The following is a 24,934-nucleotide window of genomic DNA, read 5'->3' as shown; positions in this document are numbered from 1 at the left end:
GCATGTCTGATTTTAGAATTGTCGATAAGCTCCAAAAAATAGATGAAGATATTCAAAGGAGTCAATTGAGGTATCATTCAAAGCGCGTTCTTGTTAGCAAGGAATTTACCTTTGATGCTGCCCATCATTTACATAACTACGAAGGGAAATGTAAAAATCTACATGGCCATACGTACCGTGCTGTTTTAGGACTTAGTGGTTATACGGATGATCGCGGGTTGATGATTGATTTTGGCGATATAAAAGAAATATGGAAACAAAAAATAGAGATTTATTTGGATCATCGTTATCTAAATGAAACTCTTCCATCCATGAATACAACGGCAGAAAACATTGTTGTCTGGATCTACGAAAAGTTAGCTGATGCATTGCTTGATGAACAAAGATATAACGGGGCGCGTGTAGAATTTATTCGACTTTATGAAACTCCAACAAGCTATGCTGAAGCGAGACGGGAGTGGATGGAAGTTGAGTAAGGTACCTGTTATGGAGATTTTTGGACCGACGATTCAAGGTGAGGGAATGGTAGTCGGCCAGAAGACTATGTTTGTGCGGACTGCGGGCTGTGACTATTCCTGTTCCTGGTGTGATTCATCGTTTACATGGGATGGCAGCGGGAAGCATCTTATTGTCCAAATGACAGCAGAAGAAATTTGGTCTGAGTTGAAACGCCTTGGTGGCAACGGTTTTTCATTTGTCACGATTTCTGGTGGAAATCCTGTACTTCTTCGCAATCTAAATGCACTCATTGCTATTTTAAAAGAAAACGAGATAAAGATCGGAGTGGAGACGCAGGGAAGCAAGTGGCAAGAGTGGTTGTATGAGATCGATGAACTGACTATTTCTCCAAAGCCTCCTAGTTCTGGAATGATCACGGACTTTTCGGTTCTCTCGGACATAATTGGAAAGCTTAAAAATCAAAACAATGAGCAGCATTTATCTCTCAAAATAGTCGTTTTCAATCAAGAGGATTATGATTATGCCAAGAAAGTTCACCTTCGATACCCAATGATTCCTTTTTATCTCCAGGTTGGTAATGATGAAATCACGACGACTGATAATCCGCGATTGATCAGTCGCTTATTGGAAAAGTATGAGGCATTGATCGACAGGGTGATCGCAGATGAGGAATTAAGGGATGTCAAAGTACTGCCACAGCTACATGCACTTGTTTGGGGAAATAAAAGAGGTGTATAAGTAAGTGAGTGGCAAAAAAACTATATTTAAATTTACTTGAGGAGTAACATCATGAGAATATTATTCTATTTATTATCTATTATCACCGCTAACGTGGTAACGGCAGCATTTGCGCCATTACAATTTGGGATTTTTATCGTTCCCATGGGAACTCTACTAATTGGAGCTACTTTCATTTTCCGAGATCTTGTTCAAAATAAATATGGCAGAGCAAAGACGTATTTATTCATTTTTATAGCTTTAGCCTTATCCGCAATAGTTTCTTTCGTATTAGGGGATACACTATTGATTGTGGTAGCATCTGCACTTTCATTTGTTGTTTCTGAAACAGCAGATACAGAGATCTATTCCCGCTTAAAACTACCAATGGCTTGGCGTGTGTTCTACAGCGGAATTGTTGGAGGATTACTTGATTCTGTTATTTTTGTAATAATTGGATTGAGTCCACTTGGAGCTAATATACTGCCTTGGGAAGCTGTTCCAGCCGCTATTTTGGGACAAATTATCGTGAAGACTATTATTCAAATGTTAGGTGCACTGATATTGAATCAAGTTTATGTTAGTAAGGAAAAAAGTATCCTTTCAAAATGATTAATTTAAAAATAGTCCTCCGTTAGAAGGGCACTAAGGGTTAGATAGAAGAAAGGCTTAATTATAAGCATGCAATAGTTGATTTTCGTTTCAGGCGGCGACTCCAGCCGGAATAGCAAATGTTTTCTGCACCGAAAGCGAAGCGGCAGGTGCATGTGCTGAAGACCCTGGACTGAGCGTAGCGAGGGAAGCGGCTGAAGCCATGCCGGCGGAAAGCGTCCGTCTGGAACGGAAATCAACGGTGCTCAGACAAAAAGCGAGTGTGTGAACGAAATGTCGTTCGCATACTCGCTAAATAGATACCTTAAAGAGTTTTTCAGTGCCCTCCTATTAGAAGGGCTATTTTTTAACTATAAAAAATAACCCATCCTTGAATAAATTCTCGGATGGGTTATTATATGTATTTTTATTTTATTCTCTATTTTCAAAGATAATATTGGAGCGGGTGAAGAGAATCGAACTCTCATCATCAGCTTGGAAGGCTGAGGTTTTACCACTAAACTACACCCGCATTACTATGGTGGCTCAGGACGGAATCGAACCGCCGACACAAGGATTTTCAGTCCTTTGCTCTACCGACTGAGCTACTGAGCCTCTTCGATTTACGCTAAGCTACGCAACTCTTTGTCAGCTGCACTCACTCATTCAGTCACGTACTTGAGTACGCTCCTTCTTTCGTTCGATTGCTTCCTCGATTTGCTTGCTTATCCTAAATCTCAATTAAGTATGTACTATGCTGCGTATCTCTTTATCAGCTTCTATGAATCTTATGATAAATTAAATGGCGGTCCCGACCGGGATCGAACCGGCGATCTCCTGCGTGACAGGCAGGCATGTTAACCGCTACACCACGGGACCATTTGGTTGCGGGGACAGGATTTGAACCTGTGACCTTCGGGTTATGAGCCCGACGAGCTACCGAACTGCTCCACCCCGCGACAATAATATGATTGCTTGTTTTAGTATACCACAAATACTGATAAAAATGGAGGAGGAAGAGGGATTCGAACCCCCGCGCGGTATGACCCGCCTGTCGGTTTTCAAGACCGATCCCTTCAGCCAGACTTGGGTATTCCTCCGTGGTACATGTATGTTGACTAATAATTATTAGCGACATATTACATTATATATTATTTTCACTAATAGATGCAATGTTTTTTTATAATTAATCTAAAACAGCAGTTTAATTGTTTTAATTTGCCAAAATGAATTTCGTTAAAAAAACATCTCTTTCCAGAGATGCCTAGACTTTAGACAAAAGGAAGTTGTCTAATTGGTATCGTTCCTTATTTTGAATCTCAGCATCATTTTCTATTACCTCAAGATTATTTATAAAGGTATAAAGAAAATAATAAGGTAGCATTTTATTGTTTGGAGAAGCGTCCGCTCGACTCCTGCGGGAAAAGCGAGGCAGACGAGACCCTGCAGGAGCGTAGCGACGAAGCGGCTCGGCGCTCGCCCGCGGAAAGCGAGCGGTAAGCTTCGGAAAACCTGATCTATCCTATAAAAAATTTATTCGAGTTTGTCTAGAGTATGAGTACCACTACTTAGAGATGCCATCTTAATTTATTCGTTTATAATTTCTTCATAGCCAACCATTTTATCCAGATGGCTGGCAATCATAGCGATGATTGTACTTCCCTCTTCTTTTTTAAAGCTAAAGTTACTTTCGTCTTCGAAGAGCTCGGAGTCTTCCGTCCAGATACGGTTAACTCTTCGTAAAACACCATCTCCATTAGCGCTGTCAATGCCAAATTGATAGGTTACTTCAATCTTATCTTCAATATGGAAAGCAGTAACTTCTGGAGTTTCCCACTCAACGTCAATTTCTTCAAGTGTAATTTCACCATCTAGCACTTCGTATTCCTCTTCGAAATCATAATCATCGTCGTTATCATCGTCAATAAATTCATGAAAGCTTTCATGAACAGCATCAATTATATCTGTAATATCATCTAAAATAATTCTTGTTGGTTGTTGGAGTACTGTATCAAAACTTTCTTCGTAAAATTCTTCATTATGAGGGTCGAAAAGCAGAGTAAAGAAATATTCTCTTTCATCCTGATTTGTTTCGACAAAAAATTCAATTCGTGGATGTTTGGAAGCCTGATTTATACTCATATGTCCACTTTTGTCATATTGCTCACAAATGGATTCCAATTGTTCCTGAAGCTCACTAGTTACTCTGTTAAACCATTCCATCGACATATCATCTTCGCCTCTTTTTCTAGTTATTTTCCTCTTCTATCTTCTCCCAAATTGTTTATTTAATTCATTCTATTAATAACCAATTTTTTGTATTAATTATTATTCTGAATAGTTTTAGTTTGGATGGGGACGATAATTCTTGTATGACCTTATTTGAAAAGAAGGAGGAACAAGAATGAGTAAAAATACTCCAAAGCCAGATGATCGTTCAGATAATGTAGAAAAGCTTCAAGATATGGTGAAGAATACAAAGGACAATATGGAAGCAGCTGAAGAATTAATGCCTTATACCAGTGGTAGGGAACTAGAGGCAATAAAGCAGAAAAATGCACGTCGTGAAGAGAGTCTTGAAGGTTTTCGAAAAGAGATTCTCGATGAAGGGAAAGCGCGAAAAAACGGTTATTCATAATAATTAGTAAAAAGATGGGGAGAAATTCTCCATCTTTTTTTATTTGAATTTAATCTTACCACCATTGATAAAAGGAAGTTCCGATATACTTTTTGAAAAATTTCATTTTGCATATTACTCCAAAACTGTAGTTGCTCTATTTAGAATATAATAAAAATTCTGAAATACCCAATTGACATGACAGTTATATTTGTCTTACAATAATAATTAAATATTAATAGAATACTATGTATTCTAAATATTAAGTAAAGAAAGGAGTTTTCGTGTTGGTAAGTAAGTATCATGACATTTATTCAGGTTTTTTTCTATTAATTGTAAGCGCTATTATTTTTATAACAACTTTTAGTTTTAAAGCACTTACAACAAGTAAAATAGGCCCGGATTTCATGCCCAAGATTATTGCAGTCCTTATTGGTGCCTTTAGTATTATCATTATTGTAAACGGTTACAAAAGAATGAAAGCTATGAATAATGAAAAACATTCAATCGATTTACAAGAAGTGAATGTGAAGGAAATAGTGCCAGAAGACGAAAAGGAGAGTTACGCACCAGTAATAATTACATTAGGATTAATGATCGGATACATTGTCCTAATGCCGTTCATCGGTTTTTTAATTATGACATCCCTTTATCTTTTCTTTCAAATGATGGTTCTAAGCCATAAATCTAATAGAAAAAACGGGCTATTCATCCTTATCTCTGTTGTTACATCAATTGTAATCTATTATGTTTTCCGGTCTATATTTTACGTCATGCTCCCAACCGGGATTATGGGATAAGGAGGCAAAGCTGTGTTTGATTTACTATTAACGGGATTTGAGTCAGTATTGACATTCAAAATTATTTTATTTATTGCCGGAGGAGTTGCCTTAGGACTTATATTCGGGTCTATTCCAGGTCTCACTGCCACAATGGCCATAGCTATCTGTTTGCCGATTACATATGGAATGGATCCGGTAGCAGGGATGTCGTTATTAATGGGGTTATACATTGGTGGAGTCTCAGGTGGACTTATCCCTGCAATTCTACTGAAACTTCCTGGCACACCTTCATCAATTGCAACTACGTTTGATGGATTTCCAATGGCCCAAAAAGGTGAGGCGGGAAAAGCTTTTAATTTTGCTATCGTCTCATCTTTCATGGGTGGACTTGTTAGTATCATTCTTCTCATAATAATTTCACCGCCTTTAGGGAAACTCGCTTTGCAATTTGGTCCATTTGAATACTTCGCTATAGTTATTTTTTCTTTGACATTGATTGCAAGTCTTTCTGGTAATTCACTACCAAAAGGAATCATGTCAGGTTTGCTTGGGATCACTTTTGCAATGGTAGGATCTGCTCCTATAGATGCATTCCCAAGATTTACTTTTGGATTCCATTCTATGAATGCAGGCTTTAATATACTTCCAGTGCTAATCGGGTTATTCGCCTTATCAGAAATCTTTCTGTTGGCGGAAAAGAAGGTCAAAACGGGATTAAAGGCTCAACTTAAAAAGATGAGTTACAAAGTGAGTATGAAAGAATATCTAGGGCAAGGATAGAATTTCGTAAGATCAAGTTTTATTGGAATTGTAATCGGAATTCTTCCGGGAATCGGAGGAGGAACTTCCAATATCATTTCATATGTTGCAGCAAAAAACTTTTCAAAAAAACCTGAAACATTTGGTAAGGGAAATCCAGCAGGTGTAGTCGCATCGGAGACAGCTAATAACGCCTCTATTGGGGGTGCCCTAGTACCTCTAATATCATTAGGAATTCCAGGTGACACAGTAACTGCTATGCTTTTGGGTGGTCTGGTATTACATGGTCTGCAGCCAGGTCCTTTACTAATACAAAATAGTGGAGATGTAGTTTACGGAATTTTTGCAGCACTCCTGATTGCGAACATTTTCATGATAATATTCTTATTTTTAGGAATGAAAGGCTTTATTCGATTGCTGAGCATTCCACAACACATCTTAATGCCAATTATAATTGGACTTTGTGTAGTAGGAGCCTTCGGTGTTAATAATAGATTGTTTGATGTTGGTGCTTTACTATTCTTTGGTATTTTAGGCTATCTAATGGTCAAATTTGGATTTCCGCTTACACCTTTAGTTCTCGGATTCATACTTGGCCCTCTATTGGAAACTAATTTGCGAAGAGGTTTAATGCTTTCACAAGGTGACTTTATGCCATTTTTAACTTCTCCAATAGCAGCGACGTTCCTTTTAATCACTGCAGCTTCTGTTATTTTTGCGATTTATAGTAATAGAAAGAAAAAGAATGGTAACAGTATTTTGGAGAGTTAAACGAGTGTACTAGAAAATCTGCTTTTAATGGGCCAAACCCCGTTAAAATAAAAAAAACAAAGGGGAAAAGAATATGCAGAAATTGTTAAGAAAGAGTTTATTTGGTTTAGTACTTTTGGTAGCACTTGTATTTCTTGGTGCTTGTAGTGAAGAGACTGGAAAAAGTGTAGAAGCGGAAGATCCGGTTGCGGAAGATCCGGCTGCGGATTATCCTGCTGGTCCCATCACGGTTATCGTGCCTGCTGGAGCAGGTGGAGACACAGATTTAAACACACGAATTATGGCAAAGTATTTGAAAGATGAACTAAATACGAATGTAGTAGTAACCAATGTAACAGGTGCCGGTGGAGCAACAGGAACCCAAACGGTTTTAGATGCTGAAGCAAACGGACAGACTGTTCTCGCTTTTCATAATTCCATGTTATTGAACAATATTTTTGGGCTTACAGATTACACATATGACGAATTTAAAATGGCAGGCATAGGAGTATTAGATCAATCAAATACGTTCTTAACCCATAAAGATTCAAAATTTAATGATATCCCATCTTTAATTGAGTATGCAAAAGCGAATCCTGGAAAAGTAACGATGGCAACCGAAGTTGGTTCGATGACATATATTCAAACACTTCAATTCCAAAAACTTGCTGGTGTGGAATTTAATATCGTGGACGTTGGTGGAGCAGCAGATAAAATTGCGGCCCTACTTGGAGGACGTGTGGACATTGTCCCTACATCGCTAGGTCTGGTCAGCGGCTATATTGAATCAGGTGATATGGTTCCTCTTGGAATCATGGCGGAGCAACGTCTTGAAGGAGCTCCTGAAGTTCCTACGTTTAAAGAACAAGGTATCGATATTGTAATTGATAAAGTATTTTACTGGGGATTCCATAAGGATACACCCGATGAATTTGTGGGGAAATTCTCAAAAGCTATTGAAAATGTAGTTGCAAACGAAGAATATCAGAAAGAAATCAAAGCTTCTTGGCTTTCTCCTACCTACTTAGATACAGAAGAAACTAACGCTAAGCTGGAAGAAATAAATTCTAGTTACGAAGAGGCTTATAAAATTTCACAAGAAAAATAAATTGATTTTTACAAGGTTTGTTAAAACGTACTAGTTTAAATAAGTGAAATGCAATAAATTCATGGCAGCATCTATACTACTTTTATATGGAGCTGTCATGAGTTTTATGAAAAGCATAATAGATCTTTAGTTTCGAAAATAATCTCATTAAAGATAGATAAAAGAAAACTTATTTGAGGTGAATAACAGATGTTGAAAGTTTCTGTAACCGTGAATACATCAGATTTAACCGATTTGGATTTACAACAAATGTCCCAACTCGGCGTTGATTGTATAGATTTTGGGGCGGGGGGTTCTTTTGCAGGTGTGCAGGATCAAGGGTTTCCTGACTTAGATAAATTATTGAAATTGCAAAAAAGAATTCGCTCTTATGGGATGGATATCAATCGAGTAACTTTACCAAACATAACGGATGACTTTATGTTAAATCGTCCAGGGAGTGAATTACAGCTCCAAAATTCAGTTAATGCAGTAAAGGTATTCGGAGAAGCAAAAATCGACATAGTCAGACAACGTTTTGAAGGAGATGTGTTTTACGGTCTTTCGAGAAATTACAAAGCGATTCAACGTGGTGGTGCAATATCACGAGGTGAAAGTCTAGGCATGATGAAAGAAAAAAAGGAAACACCTACATTGGAAGAATTGGAAAATTGGTGGGAGGCGGTTCAACGTGCATATAAGGAATTGGTTCCAACAGCACAAGATAGTGGAGTTAGAATAGCTATGCATCCATCTGACACACCACATCCAGATTCTCCGTTCGGAGGTATTGGACTGCATCGGATTATCGACGATTTTCCAAACAAAAATGTGGGGTTAGTCTATTGTATCGGAACTCGTGCGGAAGCAGGGGGTTCATCTTTAGTTCTTGATGAGATTAATCATTTTGGACGAAAAGGAAGAATATTTTTAGTTCATTTCCGTAACGTCAGAGGAAGTTTGCCTACTGCGGGTGCTTTTGAAGAGGCACTACTGGATGATGGTGACATGAACATGTTCAAATTGCTACTAGAACTAAGAAAAGTTGGCTATGATGGCTGCATAAATCCTGACCATGTACCTACAATGGCTGGTGATAAACCAGATTTAGATACCAGATGGGAGCATTCGAATATCGGATGGAAAACATCCAGTTTGGGGTTTGCTTATTCAGTAGGGTACATAAAAGCGTTGTTTGCAGCACTGACAGAATTCGAAGGGTGAATATATTGTTTAATAACTTTTGGAAAGGAGTTTGAATGTGGTCAATAAGATGGATTCTGAAATTCCTTTATTCATAAAAATGAATGCTAATGACAACACTGCAATTATCGTTAATACAAGAGGATTAATGAAAGGTGCCAAATTTTTATGTGGCTTAACGCTCATTGAACAAATTCCACAAGGACATAAGGTCGCTTTATACGATATACATGTAGGGGAAGAAATCATTCGCTACGGAGAAGTGATTGGTTACGCTAAAGATTTAATAAAAAAGGGAAGTTGGATCAAAGAGTCTCTAATTAATATGCCAACACCTCCTAAACTGGATTCACTTCCATTTTCGACAAACTTAAAAAAGGTGGAACCTTTAGAAGAAGATTTTACGTTTCTTGGATACCGCAATTCAGATGGTAGTGTGGGAACGAAAAATTTGTTAGGAATAACGACGAGCGTTCAATGTGTAGCTGGAGTTTTGGAATATGCGACGAACAGAATCAAAGAGGATTTACTGCCAAAGTTTCCAAATGTGGATGGAGTTATCGCATTAAATCATAACTACGGGTGTGGAGTAGCTATTAATGCTCCTGATGCTGAAATACCCATACGCACGATTCGAAATTTAGCAAACCATCCGAACTTTGGAGGGGAAGTAATGATCGTCGGATTGGGCTGTGAAAAGATAGTGCCAACCCAATTAAATAATGGGAACAACAATGATAATATCCTGACGCTTCAGAATGAAAATGGATTTTCAAATATGATTGACTCAATTCTTGCAATGGCCGAACAAAGATTAAACAGACTAAATAATCGAAAAAGGGAAGTTTGCCCGATTTCCGAGCTAGTAATTGGTGTTCAATGTGGTGGGAGTGATGCTTTTTCAGGAGTGACTGCCAACCCCTCATTAGGACATACGACAGATCTTTTAATTAGAGCGGGGGCTACTGTACTCTTCTCTGAGGTTACAGAAGTTAGGGATGCAATTCACCTGTTAACTCCACGAGCAGAAAATGAAGAAGTCGGTCAAGCTTTAATCCGTGAAATGAAGTGGTATGACGAATATTTAAAGAGAGGGAAAGCAGATCGTAGTGCAAATCCATCGCCAGGTAATAAACTTGGCGGCTTGTCGAATGTAGTTGAAAAGTCATTGGGTTCCATTGTAAAGTCTGGAACTTTGCCAATCGTTGATGTGTTGGCTCCAGGTGAGAAGGTAAAAAAGAAAGGTTTAATTTTTGCTGCAACCCCTGCAAGCGATTTTGTTTGTGGAACTTTACAATTAGCTTCAGGAATTCATTTGCAAGTATTTACCACCGGACGAGGAACGCCATATAACTTAACAGTTGCCCCGGTTCTGAAGGTTTCAACGAGAAATGAGTTACAGGATCAGTGGCATGATCTCATTGATATCAATGCTGGTAAAATTGCCATTGGAGAATCTTCTATACAAGATGTTGGCTGGGAGATTTTCAAGAACATTCTAGATGTTGCGAGTGGTACGAAACAAACTTGGGCTGATAAGTGGGGAATACAAAATGATTTAGCTTTATTCAATCCCTCTCCTGTAACCTAAGCAAAAGATTAGTAATTGATAAAGAGTTTAACCGTCTTAGAATATAGATAATCAGAACATTATGAATTGAGGGTGTATTAAAGATGACGAAGAAAAATAGAAAAGTACCGACAGGAATTTTAGGTTTTCCAGTTGCTCCAATGGATAATGAAGGGAAGATAGACTTAAACGCACTTGGTGCAAATATTGATTTTTTATTGGATGAAGGTTTGACTTCCATATTCGTTGCATGTGGAGCAGGGGAATTACATGCAATATGCAACGAAGAATATCGATTGATGGTAGGTGTTGCTGTTGAAAAAACAAAAGGAAAGGTGCCACTTTACACTGGTGTGGGAGGTAATATCTCTTATGCGTTGGAACAGGCAAAAATATCAGCAGAACTTGGAGCGGAAGGCTACTTGATCCTACCCCCCTTATTTGATCGACCCATCCCAAGAGGGATTATATCATTATTTAAGTAAGATTATTGAAAGTACCGATTTGAATGCAATCGTGTACAATCGTGATAATTGTATCTTGAATGCGGATACTTTAGAGAAATTATGTGAATACCCGCAGCTCGTTGGGTTCAAGGATGGAGTAGGCAACATGGAACTTAACTCAGAACTTACTCACTTAATTGGTGAACGTCTCGAGTGGATTAACGGGATGCCATTAGCAGAAGTAACGATGGGCGCATACTTAAATCTTGGATTCAAAACTTATTCATCCGCGATATCAAACTATATTCCTCATATTTCAGCAATGTATTACGAAGCGTTACTGAAAGGGGATAAAGAAGTTGCTCATGAATTATTTGAAGATGTAATTTTGCCTATTCACAAAATTAGAAAACAGAAGAAGGGGTATGCAGTTTCTCTAATTAAAGCGGGCATGAAAATCATTGGTTTGCCCGTCACCACCAATGTTAGGGCACCGATCGCCCCGGTGGAAACCGCACACTATGAGCAACTGAAAGAGATTATTGAAAAAGCATTGGAAAAATATCCAACAAAGACAAAAACAACTATCTAGGAGGTCCTTATGACTACTCAAACGAAATCTAAAACATTTTTAAACTATATTAATGGTGAATGGATTGCTTCCGATACGGGGAAAACAGCAGACAGCTTTAATCCTTCAAATAAAGATGAAGTATTGGGTTCCTTCCAAATGTCGTCTGCCGATGATTTAGATAGAGCTGTTTCTGCTGCAAGAAAAGCTCAAAAAGGATGGAGAAAACTTTCCGGAAGCGCAAGGGGCGATTATCTGTTTAAAGTTGCGACTATCCTTGAAGAAAGTATAGAAGTCGTCGCCGAATCTATGACAAAAGAAATGGGTAAAACGTTTGCAGAGGCAAAAGGGGAAACTGCCCGTGGAGTAGCTATCCTACGTTACTATGCTGGTGAGGGTATGAGATCTGTTGGCGATGTAATTCCTTCCTCGGATAGTGCTGCTCTTATGTTCACAACGAGAGTGCCTTTAGGAGTAGTAGGTGTGGTAACCCCATGGAATTTCCCGGTTGCAATTCCTATTTGGAAAATTGCACCGGCTCTGATTTATGGAAACACGGTTGTGATCAAGCCGGCAAGTGATGCGGCTGTTACTTGTTCAAAAGTTATCGAATGCTTTCAAAAAGCAGGGTTACCTGAGGGTGTTATTAATATGGTTACCGGATCTGGCTCGATTATAGGCCAAGGATTGGCGGAACATCCAGGAGTGGATGCCATAACTTTTACTGGATCAAATACAGTAGGCAAACAACTCGGGCGAGCTGCATTGAATCGTGGTATTAAGTATCAGTTAGAAATGGGTGGAAAAAACCCTGTTATCGTGACTGATGATGCTGATTTAGACTTAGCGGTGGAAGCGACAATTAGCGGGGGACTTAAATCTACAGGTCAAAAATGTACAGCAACGAGTAGAGTAATTGTGCAAAAAGGTGTTTATGCAGAGTTCAAAGATAAGCTACTTAAAAAGGTCGCTGAAATTACCGTGGGCAACGGTATGGAGGAAAGTAACTGGATGGGTCCGGTAGCGAGTGAAAGCCAACTTAATAATGTCCTATCATTCATTGAAAAAGGTAAAGAAGAAGGGGCTAAGCTAGTTTTTGGTGGGAACATGATTCCTAAATCTAAAACGACCAATGGCTATTTTGTTGAACCGACAGTTTTTGATGAGGTTACACCGAATATGACCATCGCAAGGGAAGAAATATTTGGACCTGTCCTTGCACTTATGAAAGTAGATACAGTTGAGGAAGCACTTGAAATGGCAAACGACTCGGAGTATGGATTGAGTGCTTCGATTTTTACTACAAAGATTAGTAACATGCTGGAGTTCATTAACGAAATGGACGCTGGACTAGTTCGAATCAATGCAGAAAGTGCTGGTGTAGAATTACAGGCACCATTTGGAGGTATGAAACAGTCCAGCTCACACTCACGTGAACAAGGAAGAGCGGCTATGGAGTTTTTCACATCAATTAAAACAGTATTTATTAAATAGTAGAGACTTTGGGAGTTACGCATAAAAGGCTTAACTCCTAGTTTTTCGATAAAAAAGATAAAGAATATCTCAAAGGGGATTTAGTTGCTGTGTCCAAATAGGGAAGTGATTTAATGATTTTATTTACAAATCTAAATAAATATATAAAAAGAAATCTTCGCTATACAATTGTCTTCATGTTGTTTGTCATTACTTCATTAAGTTTTGCGGATAGGTCGGTATTGTCTATTGCTGGCAATGCAATTACCAGTGATTTGAAGATAGATTCAGTCACTATGGGATATATTTTTTCTGCATTCAGCTGGTCCTATGTAATAGGGCAAATCCCCGGAGGAATTTTAATTGACCGATATGGGACAAAACTAGTTTACGGTACGGTCATTTTTCTTTGGTCAATCTTATCCATTCTGCATGGATTTATTGGATTTTTTTATGGTAATCTGGCGGTAATACTACTGTTTACTTTACGATTGCTTATGGGTTTAATAACTGCACCAGTTTTCCCTTCTAATGCGCGAATCGTTGCTGAATGGTTTCCTTCGAAAGAAAGAGGCGTTGGAACTGCTGTATTTAGTTCAGCACAGTATTTTTCAGCGGTCATCTTCGCGCCGTTAATCGGGTGGATCACGTACATTTATGGCTGGAACTATGTTTTCATATTTCTAGGATTAATGGGTATTTGTTTTGCGTTGATTTGGGTAGGGAATTATGATATTCCTGGAAAGCATAAGCGAATTACATCAGAAGAAATGGAATATTTACAAAGAGGTGGTGCTCATACATATACAAATAAGAAAATTGACGATGAGTCATCTGCAGAATCCTTAGGCAAAAGGGTTATTTTTCGGTTATTAAAAAACCGTATGATTGTCGGAGTATATATAGCACAATATAGTGCTACGACGATTACTTACTTTTTTCTTACATGGTTTCCTGTTTATCTTATAACGGAAAAGAGTATGTCTGTTCTTGAAGTCGGGTTTGTTTCAATATTTCCTGCATTTGCCGCTTTTATTGGCGCCATCACTGGTGGAATGTTTTCAGATCGATTAATGGGAAAGGGCTTTTCACTTACTCTAGCTCGCAAAATTCCGATAATAACAGGAATGCTCATATCCATGAGCATTATCAGCGCGAATTACATGGATTCAATTGTACTCGTGATTAGCATCATGTCTCTTGCTTTTTTTGGAAAAGGATTTGGTGGTCTTGGCTGGGCAGTTATATCTGATATTTCTCCTAAAAACATGGCAGGAATTAATGGTGCGTTATTTAACACTTTTGGAAATATCGCGGGAATTACAACGCCAATTATAATCGGTTATATACTTTACTTAACGGGTTCTTTTAACCTAGCATTATTGTTTATTGGGGTTAACGCATTTGTGGCAATCGTAAGTTATGTATTTATAGTAGGAGAAATTAAAGAAGCCCATATTTAATAATTGACATAAATAGACTAAAAGACAAGGAGTGTTTTTATGCAACTAACTGCAAAAAATCAACAGAAGGTTCATTCACCAAGGATTGTTAAAATGTCGGTTATTCCGGTAGCTGGACATGATAGCATGCTATTAAACTTAAGTGGAGCACACAGTCCTTTTTTTACTCGAAATATTGTAATTTTAGAGGATGAACATGGTAACGTTGGTGCAGGAGAAGTTCCAGGAGGAGAAGCTATTCGCCAAACCTTGGAAGAGTCAAGGCAGTTTGTGCTAACAGAACCAATCGGTGCTTACAATAGAATTTTAAATAAGGTACGGACAAAATTTGCTTTTAAAGACTCAGGGGGAAGAGGGGCCCAAACATTTGATTTAAGAACGACAATACATGTAGTAACTGCCCTTGAAGCAGCATTACTTGACCTATTGGGTAAATATCTTGGAGTTCCGGTAGCTGAGCTGTTGGGTGAAGGACAGCAAAGAACACACGTCCAAATGCTTGGTTATTTGTTTTATATTGGTGATCGAAAGAAAACTGACCTTCCCTACTTGAACGAACAAAATTCTCCTGATGATTGGATGCGATTGAGACATGAAGAGGCACTAACGCCTGAAGCAATAGTTTCATTAGCAGAAGCTGCACAAAAACGGTATGGGTTTCATGATTTCAAGCTAAAGGGAGGAGTCTTAAAGGGTAAAGAGGAGATGTTGGCAGTGACGGCGTTAGCTGAACGTTTTCCTGAAGCTAGGATTACTCTGGATCCTAACGGTGCATGGTCATTAAATGAAGCAATCCAACTGTGTAAAGGGCAAAGTCACGTTCTTGCTTATGCTGAGGATCCTTGTGGAGCAGAGAACGGCTATTCCTCACGGGAAGTAATGGCTGAATTTCGACGTGCGACTGGAATTCCTACTGCAACAAATATGATTGCCACAGATTGGAGAGAAATGGGTCATGCCATTCAATTAAATTCCGTAGATATCCCACTTGCGGATCCCCATTTTTGGACAATGCAAGGCTCGGTGAGAATTGCTCAAATGTGCAACGAATGGGGCTTAACATGGGGTTCCCATTCCAACAATCATTTCGATATTTCACTAGCAATGTTTACACATGTTGCAGCAGCTGCCCCAGGGAAAATCACGGCAATAGACACTCATTGGATTTGGCAAGATGGACAACGATTAACTAAAAACCCTTTACAGATTATCGACGGTAAAGTGGAAGTGCCACAAGTACCGGGTCTTGGAATAGAATTAGATATGGAAAAAATCGATCAAGCACACCGATTGTATAATGAACAAATGCTTGGGGTACGTGATGATTCTGTTGGTATGCAATACTTGATTAAGGATTGGAAATTCGACAACAAAAAGCCGTGCCTTGTCAGAGATTGAAGAAAGAGAATGTCTTATGGAATCCAAAATACTAGAAATGCCAATAGAAACTATTAGTTGTATTTGCAAGTAATTATAGGCTTTTTAATTGGAGGTATTTCTCTGAATTTATTGTAGAATAAAAGTATAGAAAAAGAGATTATTTTTGTCTCATTGTAAATAGAAAGTGGTGTTTAAAGTATGGAAGAGTATTTTGTTGATACAGTTAAAAGGAGCACTCTGTCGCAACAAGTTTTAGAAAAAATTGTATATCTATTATTAAGCGGTCAACTAAAGCAAGGGGATAAGTTGCCTCCAGAAATGAAATTGATGGAGCAATTGGATGTAAGCAGACCTGTTCTACGTGAGGCTTTAAGCTCACTTGAAACCTTGGAAATCATTACACGTAAACCTAGAGGAGGAACATATGTTAATGACAAAATAGGCAGTTCTCCTTTTACAGCAATGCTTTCTCTTTCTATAAATAATCTTCCCGCTCTAATCGAGGCGAGAATGGCATTAGAATTAGGGTTGGTTACTATAGCAGCTGAAAAGATTTCAGATGAGCAGTTGGAACAGCTTGAAAATACAATTAACAAAACACGTGAGAATGCACATACTAATTATGGGGTTTTGGATAAGGAATTCCATAAAATCATAGCGCTTAGCGCAAATAATCCGGTTGTAGAGGGTATGATTACATCGCTCCTTATCGCACATGAAAAAACAGATAGTCTAATTAAGAATAGAGACCCAGAAATTACAATTGAGCATCATGTTGCAATTTATGAAGCTTTAAAAAGAAGAGATCCGCATGAAGCGTTTAAACAAATGTATAGACATTTAAACTTTGTTCGGAAGAAAATATTGGATAGCATAGTTGAGTGACAGCTAAAAAAATAGGAAAAAGGCTATAAACGATTATGTTGTTTATAGCCTTTTTTTAATAATGATCTTAAAAATAGAAAATAATCTTTTTAAGGAGGAAACAAAGGGTGGAATTTAAAGTATTAATACCAAGGGAAATTGCAACTGAAGGTATAGCATATTTAGAAGAACACGGATGCGAAGTTTTTGCACCAACAGAAATGAGTGCCAGTGAACTGAAAGAAGCTATTCCACATTACGATGCGGTACTACTTAGAACGGATGTTATGAATAAAGAAGTTATTAATATTGCCGATCGATTAAAAATTATTGCGCGTTATGGGGTAGGATTAGATAATGTGGATATTGAAGCTGCCACAAATCGAGGCATCTATGTAACTTATACCCCAACTGCTAATATAAATTCTGTCTCAGAACATGTAATTGGTCTAATCCTTTCAATATCAAGGCAAATTGTAAAAGTTGATCATGCTTTACGAAATGGAGATTTTAACATACGGAACAATTCTAATGGAACAGAACTGAAAGGTAAAGTCCTTGGGATCGTGGGAATGGGGAATATAGGTAAATTAGTTGCTCACAAATGTTATCATGGTTTCGAGATGAAAGTTATCGCATACGATCCATATGCACAGTCACCTATCGAGGAATACATTACAATGGAAGACAGTCTTGAAGAATTGATTAAGAAAGCGGATTATATCTCTTTGCACTTACCATATAACGAGTATTTACATCATATTATAGATAAAGAAAAAATTGGATTAATGAAGCCGACTGCATTCTTGATTAACGCTGCCAGAGGAGGGTTAATTGATGAGGAAGCACTAGCAGTTGCATTAAGAAAGAAAATTATTTCAGGTGCAGCAATAGATGTCTTTGAACATGAACCAGCTCCCTCCAATCATCCTTTGTGGGAGTTTGATAATGTGATCGTCACACCTCACATTGCAGCCCTTACGAACGAGGCGATGAGCGCTATGTCCTTAGAATGTGCGAAGGAAATCGTACGAATCAAAAATAATAAAGAACCTCTCACTTGGGTCAATAAAAAACAAATGACCAGAGTAGATGATTAATAATGGAACAGCTACCTCTGATTGATGTATCAACATCAATCTTTTTTTATTTTACACAAATTTAAGTCTAAAATACGTTTCAAGGTTTTTTTAATAATTTTATTTCAATTAAAAAAACATAGGTGCTTCTTTTTGGGACAATCTAAGAGAAAGAAGAAAGTTACATGAGGTGATATTCATGATAATAGAAAGGTCATCTGAGTGGAAAGAAGCATTTATAGATAGATTGGAAAATCGTGAACCATGGGATAGTTGGACATTATACAATATGAGCTACGATGTGGTGAAGGCTAATCTGATTACAGATTTTACAGGTCTCCAGTCTCCCAAGTACTTACCAAATTTAACTCCACTTAATCATCAATTGGATGTGGCCGAAACAGTTATCGAAAGGATGAATGGTAAGGCAATTCTTGCGGATGAGGTTGGACTTGGTAAAACGATTGAGGCGGGGTTGATATTAAAAGAATACCTTATTCGAGGGCTTGTAAAAAAAGCGTTGATTTTAGCACCTGCATCATTGATCAATCAATGGATTGAAGAATTGAATTACAAATTTTATATCCCCGCTATCGCTTACAAAAAAAATTACTCATTAGATCACTATGATGTAGTAGTCATGAGTATGGATACCGCAAAGAAAAGCCCACACAAAGAACTCATCTATGCACAAGATTATGACATGATCATCATCGACGAGGCACACAAGCTTAAAAACCATAAAACGAAAATTTATGAATTTGTTCAAGGATTAAAGAAAAAGTTTTGTTTGTTGTTGACTGCCACTCCAATTCAGAACAATGTGTTTGAATTATTTTATCTAATTTCTCTATTAAAACCAGGACACCTAGGGAATTATGAGACGTTTCAATCGGAGTTCTCCGCAAGTAAACACAACTTAGAGCACGATGAGTATTTAAGAGAATTGGTAAATCAAGTCATGGTGCGAAATAGAAGACATGATACAGGAATTGAATGGACAAATCGAAAAGTCGAAATTATACCTATTCAGTTTTCCAAAGAGGAAAAAGAAGTATACGACATGATATTAGAGCTTAAAAATATTTCCCCGGTTTTTTCGGGTGCTTTTTCAATGATTACGCTGCAAAAGGAAATGTGTAGTAGTAAGGAAGCAACCTATCTTACGTTAAATAAAATGCTTCAAAAATGTACAGAACGAGAAGAAATTAGTTATATCGAAGAAATCATTCAGAAACTAAGCTCGTTGGAAATAAACTCAAAAGCTGAAAAGGTATATGAAATCATTTCGAAAGCCGATGATAAGGTCATTATCTTTACAGAATATCGAGCGAGTCAAGTCTATCTCCAGTGGTATTTGCAAACAAAAGGTATCACAAGTGTACCCTTTAACGGAAAATTCAACAAATCCAAGCGAGATTGGATGAAACATTTATTTAAAGAACAGGCACAAGTATTGATTGCAACAGAATCTGGGGGAGAAGGTATTAACCTACAGTTCTGTCACCATGTTATCAACTATGATCTGCCTTGGAATCCGATGAAATTAGAGCAGCGAATTGGGCGTGTCCATCGTTTAGGGCAGGAACATGACGTTCATATTTACAATTTAGCCATCGATAACACTATTGAGAAGAACATATTAGATTTGCTGTATGTGAAAATTGATGTCTTTGAAAAAGCGGTGGGTGAGTTAGATGACATCTTATCAACTTTTAAAAAATCCATATAAGATGATTCTGGTTAAGGAAGGGGAGGAGGACGTGCATGTATCCGCAAGAAGTTCATCGGTATTTACAGAAATTTTTTACGGAAAATAACTGTCAAATCGTACAAAATAATGACTATTACATGACTGTACAATTAACGATTGATATGGACAAAAAAATTATGAATCGCCCTTATTATTGGCAATATCTAGAAAGTACTAATGGGGTGCCGTGTCCTGCACAACTAACCTTAATCACTGATCAAAATAATCTTCTCGAAAAGGTTAAAGGGGAGATTGTCCACTTCGGTTCTCCAAAATTAAATCAGATCTTTCAAACAACCAGACGGATGGGCTCATTTGTGCATATGTATGAGAAAATAGAAGTTGCAAATGAAAGAAAGATTATAACTCCGTGGTTAGGAGTGAATTATAAAATATCGTATTACTGTGATCAAACAAAAGAAATGCTTCATTCTTTAGGCATTAATTTAATGACAGGTAGTATTATCAATCGTTTTCAAGAATCGCTCAGAGGACTGGAATTGGATACAACTATTTCTGAAAAGACATTTAAACTTCCCTATATTATAAAGCCAATCCGTGCCCTTGAACGATTAGATGAGCTTATCGACCGCATTATACAACAGGATGATCATACTTGGGCTGAAGAGGCAAAGCAAAGATGGCTAAAGGATTTGGAAGTACTTGAATACTTCTATGAAGGGGTAAGTATGAAGCCTGAATGCTATGAGATGGAGAAACAGGCATTGCAAGAACAATACGAGCCTAGGATAAAAATCGAAATTATTAATGGTGGTTTATTTTATTTAAAGTGAATATAGCAGAGAAACTTAGCTAAAAAGCCAATGCTTTTTAGCTTTTTTGATTATTCAAAAATAGTTTTTAAAAAACTGAAGACAACATGCTTATCTGTCAATTCATGTGGTAAAATGTAACTACAAATAATGGTATATTATGGTTTATTTTTAAGTTTTCTTCCACCTTAAGGAGTGAAAAATTTATATGGAATTGCTCATTGTTAGACACGGACAATCAGAAGCGGATTTACTAGGAGTACATGAGGGAAGAGCAGATTTTCCTTTAACAGATCTTGGAGAGAAACAAGCGAAGTTGATGTCGGTATATGTAGCCTCACATTTTCCACCAGATATCATCATATCAAGTCCACTAAAAAGAGCGAGAAGCACAGCATTAATTCTTCAAGAAGAAACAGGATGTCAATTAGAAGAAGAGACTGACTTAATGGAATTTAATAATGGAATTCTTGCAGGAATTTCAAAAGTAGAGGCGTCCATAAATTATCCATTACCACCCGGTGGAAGACCTGTTCATATTCCCATTGAGAAGGGTGAATCAGAATTGGAGTTTCGTTTTCGAGCGGAAAGGATTTTCCATCAAATTATTTTAGATTATCAAGAGTACGAGAGAGTAGCAATTGTCTCTCATGGTGGGTTTATTTCGCAATTTTTAAAAGCATTTTTAAACCAGCCGAATACTAGTAATCATGTATTTTCAACAGGTGATACAGGTATTCATTTATTGGAGATAAAAGAGAATGTTAGAATAATAAAATTTATGAATAAGCAAGAGCACTTAAATTAATATAAAGGGGGAAATTTGAAACTACACACGAATCATACAAAACCATGATTATTACATGAACGTGAATCATCCTTACCTTTGGCAATACCTAGAAAGTACAATTAACCTTAATTACTGATCAAAAAGGGGTCAGTATGAAGCCTGAATGCTATGAAATGGAGAAACAAGCTTTGCAAGAACAATACGAGCCTAGGATAAAAATCGAATTATCAATGGTGGATTAATTTACGTTAAAAAAATTTCATATAACATATTAAGGCCGTTAAATAATTTAGATTAAACGGCCTTTTTTTAGTGTGGAACTTATAAAAATTATCAACAAATTTTATAAAAGTTGCTAGTTTATACTCCCTTATATCGGTGCTTTGGTCTAATTAAGGAGTAAAACAATGGAAATTACTAATTGTAATACACATCTATACTTTTCGTTACTTTCGCTATGCAATTATAAGGTTTTACAGGAGTTTTCTACTAAGGTGATTTTTTTAACTATAATGGTTACTATGTTTACATTTAGTACGTGGATTTACTATATTAATATATATATTTTTAATCTTAAAAACATTTTGACAATTTAGTATAAATGTATACAATTATACAAAAGGGGCTAAATGTTTCTTTTAAAAATTTTTAGGGGGAATATGGATGAAAAGTAAATGGTTGTTGTTTTTGGTGTTGTCAGTACTTTCGGTTTTATTAATTGCATGTAGTGATTCGAATGATGGTGCGACAACGACAACTAATGAGTCAGAAGCGGCTGAAGCTTCAGACAAGAATGATGACGTTGGGTATGAACCTGAAAAACCGATTGTTATTTATGCACCAGGTGGTGCAGGTGGAGGTTTAGATACTACAGCTCGTGCAGTAGTAAAAGTAATTGAACAAACAAAAGTAGTGGCTCAACCATTTTCAGTAGAAAATGTACCTGGAGGTGGACAAACTACAGGATTGTCACAATTTATTACAAATGATCCAACTAATGAGGAGAAGCTATTATTACCTTCTGCACCAATTGTAATCAATTATCTTAGAAATGAAGCTGCAAGTCCTTATTCATACGCAGACATGAAACCAATTGCACAATTAACGACAGATTATGGTGCAATTGTTGTAAAAGCAGATTCTCCTTACCAAACACTAGAAGAATTATATACAGCGATTGATAAAGATACATCATCGATTACATTTGCAGGTGGTTCGGGTGCAGGATCGATGGATCACATTATTGCCATGATGCCAGCAATTGCACTCGGTACAGATCCAAAAGAAATTAAGTATATTTCATATGATGCTGGTGGCGATGCAATGGTTGCTCTACTAGGTGGTCACTCAGATGCATTAACTACAGGAATTTCAGAAGTTGGTCAATATTTAGAAGCGGGTGAGATACGGGTATTAGGGGTTTCTTCTTCAAAACGTTTAGATGGTATTTTTAGCGAAGTTCCAACTTTTAAAGAATCAGGTTATGATGCAGAATTTACAAATTGGCGTGGATTATTTGCAGTAAAAGATATTTCTGATGAAGCGGTAAAATATTGGGAAGATCATATAGAGCAAATGGTTGAAACACCTGAATGGCAATCTGAACTCGAGAAAAATAGTTGGGGAAATGGCTTTAAAAAGAGCGATGATTTTATGACTTATTTACAGGAACAAGATAAAGTAGTACTTAAAATTTTAAAAGAGATGGGTATGGCGAAATAATTTACAGAAAAATGAGGGAGGATTAAACCTATCCTCCCTTAATATTCTAACTGTAATGTAAAGGAGGCTACTTATGAAAGCTACAATTGATCGGGGGTTCGCATGCGTATTTTTGGTGATAGGCTTAGCATTTATAGTAGGTAGTAGGAGTTATGTTAGTACATCATATGGTAGTCAAGTAGGCTCTAATGTATTTCCGACAATGTTAGGAGTTTTAACTATTATTTTGAGTATTAAACTATTTATAGAGACATTTAGGTATGAAAAAGAAGATGTGGTAGAAAAAGTTGATTTCGACTATAAAAAGTTTTTTATTATTTTAGCTGCAACATTTGCATATTGCTTACTCTTACGTCCCTTAGGTTATGTTATTACTACTTTCTTATTTCTATTAATTGGCTTTCAAACAATTGAGCGTGGCAAAACTTGGATATCCGTTTTGATAGCGTTAATTGTTTCTATTTCCGTATATTACATTTATGTGGAATTACTTAATGGAACTCTGCCTAAGTTCCCGGTATGGTTAGACTTCCTAAACTAGAGAGGTGATTTAAATGGACGTTTTAGAATGGTTAAAGCTTGGATTCGAAACAGCCTTCCAATGGCATAATCTAGCTTTTGCATTTTTTGGTGTATTAATAGGGACAGCGGTAGGCGTATTACCAGGTATTGGTCCCGTAAGTGGTGTTGCATTATTAATACCTATTACATCTTCGATTACATCTTCCTTAAGTCCAACAGAAGCAGCAACTAGTGCAATTATTATGCTTGCTGGGGTTTATTATGGGGCTATGTATGGTGGTTCAACTACCTCGATCTTGTTAAATACACCGGGCGAAGCCGCTTCAGTTGTAACAACATTAGATGGGTATCAAATGGCTAAAAAGGGTCGTGCAGGTGCTGCTTTATCCATTGCTGCAATTGGTTCCTTTGTGGCAGGAATTGTCTCACTTCTTGGATTAATATTTTTAGCACAGCCTCTATCGAAATTAGCAATCAATTTTGGACCAGCAGATTATACATCACTTATGATTCTAGGATTATGTGCAGTAAGTGGATTAGCGGGTAAATCGATGACAAAAGCCTTGTTAATGACGGCTTTAGGTTTACTAGTTGGTACAATTGGAATTGATTCTGTATCAGGTATTGCACGTTTTACATTTAATCAACCAAGTCTTTATGAAGGTATAGAATTTTTAACTGTTGCTGTTGGTTTATTTGCATTAGGAGAAGTATTTAAGTCTATTATTGAACGTGATTATATTCATGGGAAAGCTGTGAAAGTTAACTCAATACTACCAAATAGGAAAGAACTTAAAGATAGTATCCCAGCAATTTTTCGAGGTTCCTTTCTAGGCTTTTTGATAGGTGTTTTACCAGGTGCAGGTGCATCTATTGCAGCTTTCTTTTCCTATAGTGTAGAGAAAAAAGTAAGTAAAACACCTGAAAAATTTGGAACTGGGATGATCCAAGGTGTTGCTGGACCAGAATCAGCAAATAATGCAGCTTCTGGTGGTGCCATGATTCCGTTACTAACATTGGGGATTCCAGGATCAGGAACAACAGCGATATTAATGGGTGCTCTAATTATGTATAACGTTCAACCTGGTCCATTACTATTTGAAAAAAATCCAGAAGTAGCTTGGGGACTAATTGCTAGTATGTTTGTTGGGAATATTATGTTATTAATCTTAAATATGCCGATGGTTAAAGTGTTTGCAAAAGTTGTAGAAACGCCTCCAAAATATTTATTACCCTTAATTGTGGCGATTTCTGTATTTGGAGTTTATGCTGTGCGCCTAACATTATTTGATCTAATTTTGTTAGTAACATTCGGGATTTTAGGTTATATTTTCACGAGGTTTGATTTTCCAGTGGCACCATTTGTATTGGCTTTAGTACTCGGCACTATGCTGGAGTACAATATGCGCAGAGCACTAACTATTTCTAATGGTGATTACTTTTATTTTTTTAAAGAGCCGATGTCTGCAGTATTCTTAATTATTGCAGCTTTATGGATCATTGTACCATTTGTGTTAAAAATGAAAGGTAAAAAATTAATAATTAACGAAGAGGGATAATATT

At 37.2% G+C, this 24,934-nt stretch carries 20 protein-coding genes, 5 tRNA genes and 3 pseudogenes; 22 read left to right on the top strand and 6 right to left on the bottom strand.

Annotated elements, in window-relative coordinates; genetic code table 11:
* Positions 1–2: 2 nt before the first annotated feature.
* Genes queD through WAX74_RS09080 form a run of 3 tightly spaced genes read left to right on the top strand, consistent with a single transcriptional unit; the run spans position 3 to position 1,788 of the window.
* Positions 3–476 carry a 6-carboxytetrahydropterin synthase QueD gene (queD, locus tag WAX74_RS09090; RefSeq protein WP_336497341.1) on the top strand — a complete coding sequence of 158 codons (474 nt, stop codon included), beginning with the start codon at positions 3–5 and terminating at the stop codon, positions 474–476.
* A complete protein-coding gene (gene queE / locus WAX74_RS09085; RefSeq protein WP_336497509.1) occupies positions 469–1,197 on the top strand; it encodes a 7-carboxy-7-deazaguanine synthase QueE in 729 nt (242 codons plus the stop codon). The genes queD and queE overlap by 8 nt, the downstream gene beginning before the upstream one ends.
* Positions 1,198–1,248: 51 nt before the next feature.
* Positions 1,249–1,788: a VUT family protein gene (locus WAX74_RS09080; RefSeq protein WP_336497340.1), complete on the top strand. Its 540-nt coding sequence runs from the start codon at positions 1,249–1,251 to the stop codon at positions 1,786–1,788.
* Between the two features lie 437 nt (positions 1,789–2,225).
* On the opposite strand, the gene WAX74_RS09075 is transcribed toward WAX74_RS09080, so the two are convergent.
* The 6 genes from WAX74_RS09075 to WAX74_RS09050 form a co-directional block, all read right to left on the bottom strand.
* Positions 2,226–2,299 (bottom strand) — tRNA-Gly (locus WAX74_RS09075).
* Between the two features lie 7 nt (positions 2,300–2,306).
* Positions 2,307–2,382: transfer RNA gene (locus WAX74_RS09070), tRNA-Phe, on the bottom strand.
* A gap of 188 nt (positions 2,383–2,570) precedes the next feature.
* A tRNA-Asp gene (locus WAX74_RS09065) sits at positions 2,571–2,646 on the bottom strand.
* 3 nt (positions 2,647–2,649) lie between these two features.
* A tRNA-Met gene (locus WAX74_RS09060) sits at positions 2,650–2,726 on the bottom strand.
* A 48-nt stretch (positions 2,727–2,774) separates the two neighbouring features.
* Positions 2,775–2,867, bottom strand: a tRNA-Ser gene (locus WAX74_RS09055).
* 487 nt (positions 2,868–3,354) lie between these two features.
* Positions 3,355–3,996, bottom strand: a complete 642-nt coding sequence (locus WAX74_RS09050; RefSeq protein ID WP_336497339.1) for a hypothetical protein — start codon at positions 3,994–3,996, stop codon at positions 3,355–3,357.
* Positions 3,997–4,171: 175 nt separating this feature from the next.
* Between WAX74_RS09050 and tlp the strand changes: the two genes are divergently transcribed.
* The 19 genes and pseudogenes from tlp to WAX74_RS08955 all read left to right on the top strand — a co-directional run bounded on the left by tlp (position 4,172) and on the right by WAX74_RS08955 (position 24,930).
* Positions 4,172–4,405, top strand: a complete 234-nt coding sequence (tlp, locus tag WAX74_RS09045; RefSeq protein WP_336497338.1) for a small acid-soluble spore protein Tlp — start codon at positions 4,172–4,174, stop codon at positions 4,403–4,405.
* Between the two features lie 266 nt (positions 4,406–4,671).
* Positions 4,672–5,184: a tripartite tricarboxylate transporter TctB family protein gene (locus tag WAX74_RS09040; RefSeq protein ID WP_336497337.1), complete on the top strand. Its 513-nt coding sequence runs from the start codon at positions 4,672–4,674 to the stop codon at positions 5,182–5,184.
* Positions 5,185–5,196: 12 nt separating this feature from the next.
* Positions 5,197–6,696, top strand: a pseudogene (locus WAX74_RS09035) (tripartite tricarboxylate transporter permease).
* 73 nt (positions 6,697–6,769) lie between these two features.
* Complete coding sequence (locus tag WAX74_RS09030) at positions 6,770–7,783, top strand: tripartite tricarboxylate transporter substrate binding protein (RefSeq protein WP_336497336.1); 1,014 nt, start codon at positions 6,770–6,772, stop codon at positions 7,781–7,783.
* A 189-nt stretch (positions 7,784–7,972) separates the two neighbouring features.
* Positions 7,973–8,986: a mannonate dehydratase gene (locus WAX74_RS09025; protein WP_336497335.1), complete on the top strand. Its 1,014-nt coding sequence runs from the start codon at positions 7,973–7,975 to the stop codon at positions 8,984–8,986.
* Between the two features lie 49 nt (positions 8,987–9,035).
* Positions 9,036–10,556 (top strand): galactarate dehydratase, encoded by a 1,521-nt coding sequence (gene garD / locus WAX74_RS09020; RefSeq protein ID WP_336497334.1) that lies wholly within the window; start codon positions 9,036–9,038, stop codon positions 10,554–10,556.
* Between the two features lie 83 nt (positions 10,557–10,639).
* A pseudogene (gene kdgD, locus WAX74_RS09015) lies at positions 10,640–11,573 on the top strand (5-dehydro-4-deoxyglucarate dehydratase).
* 9 nt (positions 11,574–11,582) lie between these two features.
* Entirely contained in the window at positions 11,583–13,046 is a 1,464-nt protein-coding gene (gucD, locus tag WAX74_RS09010; protein WP_336497333.1) for an alpha-ketoglutaric semialdehyde dehydrogenase GucD, read from the top strand.
* Between the two features lie 113 nt (positions 13,047–13,159).
* Positions 13,160–14,488, top strand: coding sequence for an MFS transporter (locus tag WAX74_RS09005; RefSeq protein WP_336497332.1), 1,329 nt, complete (start codon positions 13,160–13,162; stop codon positions 14,486–14,488).
* A 39-nt stretch (positions 14,489–14,527) separates the two neighbouring features.
* Positions 14,528–15,886, top strand: coding sequence for a glucarate dehydratase (gene gudD, locus WAX74_RS09000; RefSeq protein WP_336497331.1), 1,359 nt, complete (start codon positions 14,528–14,530; stop codon positions 15,884–15,886).
* A 180-nt stretch (positions 15,887–16,066) separates the two neighbouring features.
* Positions 16,067–16,753, top strand: coding sequence for a FadR/GntR family transcriptional regulator (locus WAX74_RS08995; protein WP_336497330.1), 687 nt, complete (start codon positions 16,067–16,069; stop codon positions 16,751–16,753).
* Between the two features lie 107 nt (positions 16,754–16,860).
* A complete protein-coding gene (locus tag WAX74_RS08990) occupies positions 16,861–17,832 on the top strand; it encodes a hydroxyacid dehydrogenase (protein WP_336497329.1) in 972 nt (323 codons plus the stop codon).
* A 178-nt stretch (positions 17,833–18,010) separates the two neighbouring features.
* Positions 18,011–19,543 (top strand): DEAD/DEAH box helicase, encoded by a 1,533-nt coding sequence (locus WAX74_RS08985; protein WP_336497328.1) that lies wholly within the window; start codon positions 18,011–18,013, stop codon positions 19,541–19,543.
* A 35-nt stretch (positions 19,544–19,578) separates the two neighbouring features.
* Positions 19,579–20,358, top strand: coding sequence for a YqhG family protein (locus WAX74_RS08980; RefSeq protein ID WP_336497327.1), 780 nt, complete (start codon positions 19,579–19,581; stop codon positions 20,356–20,358).
* 187 nt (positions 20,359–20,545) lie between these two features.
* The gene (locus WAX74_RS08975) at positions 20,546–21,145 is read left to right on the top strand and encodes a histidine phosphatase family protein (protein WP_336497326.1); all 600 of its coding nucleotides are present in this window, start codon (positions 20,546–20,548) and stop codon (positions 21,143–21,145) included.
* A gap of 140 nt (positions 21,146–21,285) precedes the next feature.
* Positions 21,286–21,425: pseudogene (locus tag WAX74_RS08970) on the top strand (YqhG family protein); the annotation flags it as partial.
* A 365-nt stretch (positions 21,426–21,790) separates the two neighbouring features.
* Positions 21,791–22,849: a tripartite tricarboxylate transporter substrate binding protein gene (locus tag WAX74_RS08965; RefSeq protein ID WP_336497325.1), complete on the top strand. Its 1,059-nt coding sequence runs from the start codon at positions 21,791–21,793 to the stop codon at positions 22,847–22,849.
* A 73-nt stretch (positions 22,850–22,922) separates the two neighbouring features.
* A complete protein-coding gene (locus WAX74_RS08960) occupies positions 22,923–23,390 on the top strand; it encodes a tripartite tricarboxylate transporter TctB family protein (protein ID WP_336497324.1) in 468 nt (155 codons plus the stop codon).
* 13 nt (positions 23,391–23,403) lie between these two features.
* Complete coding sequence (locus WAX74_RS08955) at positions 23,404–24,930, top strand: tripartite tricarboxylate transporter permease (RefSeq protein ID WP_336497323.1); 1,527 nt, start codon at positions 23,404–23,406, stop codon at positions 24,928–24,930.
* Positions 24,931–24,934: the final 4 nt, after the last annotated feature.

It is taken from the genome of Psychrobacillus mangrovi (genome assembly GCF_037104765.1).
Lineage (GTDB): Bacteria > Bacillota > Bacilli > Bacillales_A > Planococcaceae > Psychrobacillus > Psychrobacillus mangrovi.
Note: the sequence above shows the minus strand (reverse complement) of the source record. Positions and strands in the feature narration are given on the sequence as shown.